Source organism: Eubacterium pyruvativorans, assembly GCF_900102225.1.
GTDB lineage: Bacteria > Bacillota > Clostridia > Peptostreptococcales > Anaerovoracaceae > Aminicella > Aminicella pyruvativorans.
Genome location: NZ_FNBF01000026.1, coordinates 24,622 through 30,663, shown reverse-complemented (window position 1 = coordinate 30,663; position 6,042 = coordinate 24,622). Strand labels below are relative to the sequence as shown.

At 55.9% G+C, this 6,042-nt stretch carries 5 protein-coding genes; all 5 read right to left on the bottom strand.

All coding sequences use genetic code 11. The features are described 5' to 3' along the window. Positions 1-175: 175 nt before the first annotated feature. The 5 genes from BLQ24_RS08350 to BLQ24_RS08330 all read right to left on the bottom strand — a co-directional run bounded on the left by BLQ24_RS08350 (position 176) and on the right by BLQ24_RS08330 (position 5,887). Entirely contained in the window at positions 176-1,750 is a 1,575-nt protein-coding gene (locus tag BLQ24_RS08350; RefSeq protein WP_090164505.1) for a phosphohexomutase domain-containing protein, read from the bottom strand. A gap of 219 nt (positions 1,751-1,969) precedes the next feature. Then, on the bottom strand, positions 1,970-2,533 hold the full coding sequence (locus BLQ24_RS08345; RefSeq protein ID WP_090164504.1) for a phosphoribosyltransferase family protein: 564 nt from the start codon (positions 2,531-2,533) through the stop codon (positions 1,970-1,972). 62 nt (positions 2,534-2,595) lie between these two features. Continuing rightward, complete coding sequence (locus BLQ24_RS08340) at positions 2,596-3,966, bottom strand: NCS2 family permease (RefSeq protein ID WP_090164503.1); 1,371 nt, start codon at positions 3,964-3,966, stop codon at positions 2,596-2,598. A 336-nt stretch (positions 3,967-4,302) separates the two neighbouring features. Then, the gene (locus BLQ24_RS08335; RefSeq protein WP_090164502.1) at positions 4,303-4,851 is read right to left on the bottom strand and encodes a hydrolase; all 549 of its coding nucleotides are present in this window, start codon (positions 4,849-4,851) and stop codon (positions 4,303-4,305) included. A gap of 67 nt (positions 4,852-4,918) precedes the next feature. Next, complete coding sequence (locus tag BLQ24_RS08330) at positions 4,919-5,887, bottom strand: DMT family transporter (protein ID WP_090164501.1); 969 nt, start codon at positions 5,885-5,887, stop codon at positions 4,919-4,921. Positions 5,888-6,042 lie beyond the last annotated feature (155 nt).

Genomic DNA, 6,042 nt, shown 5'->3' with positions numbered 1-6,042 from the left:
TCAAAATCGCCAGCCCTGATCAGATCATTCTAATGGTATCAAACGGCCTTTTATCTTTTTTTCAATTTAGGTCTCACATCATTGATTAATGCACATTTCTGACAAAAAAGTGCCGGGCAGCCGTTCATCACCGCCCGCCGCAGGCTGTGAAAGGAGCCGCCTGCGGCGGGCGAACCTACAGCTCGGAACTGTCGACGTCAGGCACATTGTTCAGGCAGTGCCGAAGCAGATCTGCGATCCGGCGGCATCCGCCCTCCTGCTGGGATTCGATGTTCAGCGGCATGATCGGATCATGCAGGGATTTCCGCAGCAGGAACCAGCCGGTGACCGGTCCCTCGAATTCCACCCGGACACCTTCGAAGTTCGGTTCCACGATGATGATCTTCTGGTCTTTCACCGCAGCAGGACCGTTCTGGGCGGAGCAGGTGTTGGCGATCATATCCGGTGCGTTGTGCTCCATCCAGCGGCGGGTGTAGTCGATGGCACGGTCTCCGATCTCGCTGAAGTCGCCGCCGGTGATCTTCATCCGGACTTCCCGGGACTCCAGCGGTTCCTTCAGATTTTCGATGACGGAAGAAATCCCCTTTCCTTCCTTCTTCAGCAGGGCCGTACGGATGACAATCAGTGTGGCCAGATAGGCGCCGTCATCCAGGAAGTAGTTTTCCTTGAAGGCCGCATGGCCGGAGGTTTCGATGGCCAGCTGGCAGTCGATACCGTCTTCATTCAGTTCGATCCCCTTGTTGATCACATTCCGGTAGCCCCTCCGGAAGCGGAAATGCTTCAGTTTCAGATCCTCCTCCAGGAAGGTGTGAAGCTCTGTGCTGGTGATGCTGTCGGTGACGACGGTTGTGCCCGGATGGTCCCCGGCGATCAGTGCCGCAGCCATCGCCACGATGGCATTCCGGTTCACTTCCCTGCCGTGCTCATCCACGGCGGAGGAGCGGTCCACATCCGTGTCGAAGATGATTCCCAGATCACAGTGGTTCTCCTTCACAGCCCGGGTGATATATCCCATGGCCTCCTCATTCTCCGGATTCGGCTGATGATTCGGGAAACTGCCGTCCGGTTCCAGAAACTGGCTGGCGGAAATATCCGCACCCAGCGGCTCCAGGACCTTCTTCGCAAAGAATCCGCCGGATCCGTTGCCGGCATCCACTGCAATCTTCAGCCCCTCCAGTGGTTTCCCTTCTCCCAGTTTCGCCGTAATCAATCCTTTCAGGTGATCGGAATACCGCTTCATCAGACTCGGGAATTCCACGAAATTCTCCCGGGTCGGATGCAGGGCGCCCAGTTTCGCATCGGAACCGGCGGCCGTGAGAATCTCCGTGATGTCCCGCTTCTCCAGCCCGCCTTCTCTGCTGAAGAATTTCATGCCGTTCCGGTTAAACGGCAGATGACTGGCGGTCACCATGACGGCACCGTCGGCATTCGTCTCTTCGAAGATGGTGGACATGAACATGGCCGGCGTGGAAGCCAGGCTGCAGTTCATCACATGTACGCCGTAGCGCACCATCGTCCGGCAGATCGTCTCGGAAAGATTGCCGCCTGAAAGCCTCGGGTCTCTCCCCACACTGACGACCAGATCGGAGACGGATTTCCCGGTTTTCGCAGAAAGCCAGATCAGAAATCCTTTCGAGATCCGTTCCGCCGCTGTATCGGTGAGGTTGACTTCCTCCCCTTCTACCCCCGGGAGCGCTATGCCTCGAATATCACTGCCATTCTGAAGTGACTTGAAGTTAAATTCTTTCATAGAGACCCCCCTTTCGTTATCACACACTCTCTTCTGATATCCTATTATTATATTTCAATCCCGGGCATACCGCAAGGCGGCGCAGCGGATTCGAGGGGTAAATATTCCGGCAATTTTGAAGTCTGCGCTCGACAGGGGGGACAGGACAAAAAAAGGAGCACGGAAACCGACTGTTTGGTTTCCGTGCTCTTCTCTGTTCTTTCGTGTCATCAGGCAGGATTACTGCTCATCCTCAATCGGCGATCCGTCGCCGTGGAAAAGCGGCAGCCGTTCCAGGAAGATGATATCATCCCGTTTTGCCGCATCCCCCTCTGCCAGGACAGCCATCTTTCCGACGATATTGCCGCCCAGCTGGTTGACCAGTTTCTCGATGGATCTCAGGGATCCGCCGGTGCTGATCACGTCATCCGCAATCAGAACCCGCTTCCCCCGGATCCGTTCGCCGTCATCTTCTCCGACACACAGGATCTGGATGTGGTCGGTGGTGATGGAGTCCACCGTGGTCTGGACGACGTTGCGCATGTAGCGCTTCGCACCCTTCCGGCAGACAACATACGGCATATTTCCCGCCTGCCGCGCCATTTCGTGGGCCAGTGGAATCCCTTTGGATTCCGCTGTGACGATAACGTCGAATTCCGGCGCCTTCTGCAGAAGATCCCGGGCCGCTGCGACGGTGATCTCCGGGTCACCGAACATGACGAACGCCCCGATATACAGGTTTTCGTTGATCGGGCACAGCGGGAGCTGACGCTTCAGGCCGGCAATGGTCATTTCATACTTCATTTGGTAAGCCTTCTTCCTATGTTGTAAATGTGTGTATGGATTACAGGTATTCTGGCACCCTGCTACATGGTCGGCAGGGCAACTTCCTTCACCGCATAGAGGGCGAAGAGAACGAATACGATCCACATGATCGGCTTAACGTCCTTCGCTTTGCCCGTGAACACCTTCAGCAGCACCCAGGACAGCATGCCCCACATAATGCCGGTGGCGATGGAGGAAGTGAACGGCATCATGACAATCGCCAGGAATGCACCGACGGTGTCGGCGGTATCACTTCCGAAGTCCACGTCCTTGATGGATCCCAGCATCAGCAGACCGACCCATACCAGTGCCGGGGTTGTGGCAAAGCTCGGAATCGCCAGGAAGATCGGGGAGAAGAAAAGTGCGATGATGAACAGCACGCCGCTGGTAATCGCCGTGAGACCGGTACGGCCGCCGTTCGCAACACCCGCCGTGGATTCCACGAAGGAGGTGACGGTGGAAGTACCGAAGATGGCGCCGAATACAGTGGCGATCGCATCTGCCAGCAGGGCGCCCTTCGCATTCGGCAGTTTTCCGTTTTCATCCAGCAGGTTCCCCTTGGAAGCAACACCGATCAGCGTTCCTACCGTGTCGAAGATATCCACGAACAGGAAGGAGAAGACGACAACGGCGAAGTCCAGAATGTGGGTTCCCACCCACTGGAAGTTGAATGCCCAGATGTTATGATCCTTCGGGATCAGACTGCCCAGATCGAAGGAAGGATACAGGGAGTACATGCCGGCCTTCACATCGACGACGTACCAGCCGGCAGCCTGGGCGATCATGCCCAGAACCCAGGTGATCAGGATGCCGATCAGGATGTATCCCTTTACATTGTAATGATAGAGGATTGCGACGATCAGAAGACCGATCAGCGCCAGCGCCACCTGAGGCGTGTACAGCGGTCCGAAGGTGATCAGCGTGGAATCATCGTTGGCCACGATGCCCGCATTCTTCAGACCGATGATGGTGACGAAAAGTCCGATGCCGGCGGAGATCGCATGCTTCAGGTTCTCCGGAATATCATTCACCAGCATTTCCCGGAAATTCGTGACGGACAGCAGGATGAAGATGATACCTTCCACAAAGACAGCCGTGAGGGCGATCTGCCAGGCATTAGCAACACCGCTTTTCACCAGATTCGGAACAACAGTGTAAGCAAAGTAAGCGTTCAGACCCATGCCGGAAGCCAGTGCTACCGGGTAATTAGCTAAGAACGCCATGCAGAAGCAGCCTACCGCAGCGGAAACGCAGGTGGCGGTGAAAATCGATCCGCTGTCCATTCCGGTGGCGGACAGAATCGACGGGTTGACCGCCAGAATGTAGACCATGGCGAGGAATGTGGTGATACCGGAGGTGATCTCCGTCTTTACATCCGTTCCCCGTTCTGTAAGTTTGAAAAAATTGTCCATAAATTGACTCTCCAGTCTGCCGCCTGAAGCGGCACGGCGGGATCTGCGGCGGACCGCATTCCCTCTCCCAACAAACACAATGAAATACAAAAAATAAAAAATCACTGTGTGCTTTCACACACACAGTAATTATACAAAATACGACGGAAACTGCCAACTGGATTCCGCAAAATGGTGCCGCTTTCGGTGAGAAATTTTCACTGGTGTACAATTCGGCAGTGATTACAGTGTGAGGGAAGGCTGGTAGAAGCTGATGGATTCTTCGAGGAAGATTCTTGATTATCGCACCCGCCAGAACCATAACCCCCGCCAGAATCACAGCCCCCGTCCGTTTTTCTACTGTCCCGGCAGACTCTTCATGGCTTCCAGGGTGTCGTTCAGCAGGGTATCCAGGTCCCAGCCCAGCATCTCTGCGCCTTTCCGGATGGTGTCCCGGTCGCAGCCCGCAGCGAACCCCTTGGATTTGAATTTTTTCTTCAGGGACTTCAATTCCATGTCTTTGCAGCTGCCGGAAGGCCGCATCTTCGCCGCCGCATTCACGATGCCTGTGAGTTCGTCCGCTGCGAAAAGCACCTTTTCCATTTCATGTTCCGGAGCAGTGTCCACGCAGATGCCATACCCGTGGGAGACGACTCCGTGGATTGTCCGCTCATCTGCGCCGGCCGCCCGAAGCAGTTCCGGCGCCTTCACACAGTGCTGATCCGGCCACTGTTCGAAGTCAATGTCGTGCAGGATGCCGACGACCTCCCAGAAATCCGCTTCGTCTCCGTAGCCCAGTTTCTCGGCGAACCAGCGCAGAACACCGCCCACCGTTTCGGCGTGGTAGAGGTGATATTCGTCCTGATTATACTGCCGCACCAGAGCCAGTGCTTCTTCTCTGTTCATATGTTTCTTCCTCCTTCTATTCTTTTACTCTATTACGCTTTCTGTCTTTTTTCTGTTCTATTCCTCTCTATTCTTCCTTCTCCTCCGGAACTTCCGGAAGGGTCGTTTCCTGACGGTCTGCCGCCGGGGCAGGTTCTGTCCCCCGCCCGGGCAGCTGGCTCACCACAACGGCACCGAAGATCAGTCCGCAGCCCAGATACTGGCGCAGGGACATGGCCTCCCGGAGCAGCAGCGCTCCGGACAGAGCGCTGAACACGGATTCCAGACAGAGAATCAGTGCTGCCTGGGTCGGGTCGGCGCCCTTCTGGCCCACCATCTGCAGGGTGTAGGCCACGCCGGAAGACATGACGCCCGCATACAGGATTGGGAGCGCCTGCCCGAGGATCTGGCTCCAGACCGGATGTTCGAACAGGAACATGCAGATGATGCTGACGATACCGCTGAACATGGTCTGGACGAAGGAAAGTTTCACCGGATTCACGAACTGGATGAAATAGTCCACCAGCAGAATCTGGACGGCGAAGAAGACGGCGCAGACCAGGATCAGAGCGTCTCCCAGCTGGAGCCGGAAGGCCTCCTGTCTCATGCAGAGCAGGTAGAGGCCGACGGCGCTGACCGCCATACAAAGCCAGATGACCGGGCGGACTTTCTTCCCGATGAAGAGGGCCAGCACCGGAACCAGAATGGAATACAGGGAGGTGATGAACCCCGCCTTGGATACGGTGGTGTAGTTGATGCCCATCTGCTGCAGGTTGGCGCCCAGGAACAGGGCCGTGCCGCAGAGACAGCCGCCGATGACCAGGGTTTTCCGTTCCGACCAGCGGCCGTGCTTTCGGTATTTTTTTGACTGTTCCGGATCCGGGTGCCGGTTCATCCACCAGATCACCGGCAGGATGGACAGACCGCCGATGACCGTGCGGATGCCGTTGAATGTGAAGGCCCCGATACTGCCCCCATTCTTCTGGGCGATAAATGCCGTGCCCCAGATCAGAGTGGTCAGCAGCAGGACCAGGTTGCTCTTGGTTTTCGTGCTCATGAATGATGTGGTTCCTTTTTCAGTTCGTCTTTCTGTGTTTGCGGACGCCTGGGCAGGTGTTTTTTGTCGACAAAGCGCACCCGGCAGGCGTGCGTATACATTCGATTATATGGAAGGACTTTCTTAATTTCAAGGGTGAAAGCGGAGTTGTATTG

What these genes read in the sequence shown, in the direction of transcription:
- BLQ24_RS08345 (WP_090164504.1), bottom strand. Translation starts at nt 2,533, where the DNA reads ATGAAGTATGAAATGACCATTGCCGGCCTGAAGCGTCAGCTCCCGCTG.
- BLQ24_RS08350 (WP_090164505.1), bottom strand. Translation starts at nt 1,750, where the DNA reads ATGAAAGAATTTAACTTCAAGTCACTTCAGAATGGCAGTGATATTCGA.
- BLQ24_RS08340 (WP_090164503.1), bottom strand. Translation starts at nt 3,966, where the DNA reads ATGGACAATTTTTTCAAACTTACAGAACGGGGAACGGATGTAAAGACG.
- BLQ24_RS08335 (WP_090164502.1), bottom strand. Translation starts at nt 4,851, where the DNA reads ATGAACAGAGAAGAAGCACTGGCTCTGGTGCGGCAGTATAATCAGGAC.
- BLQ24_RS08330 (WP_090164501.1), bottom strand. Translation starts at nt 5,887, where the DNA reads ATGAGCACGAAAACCAAGAGCAACCTGGTCCTGCTGCTGACCACTCTG.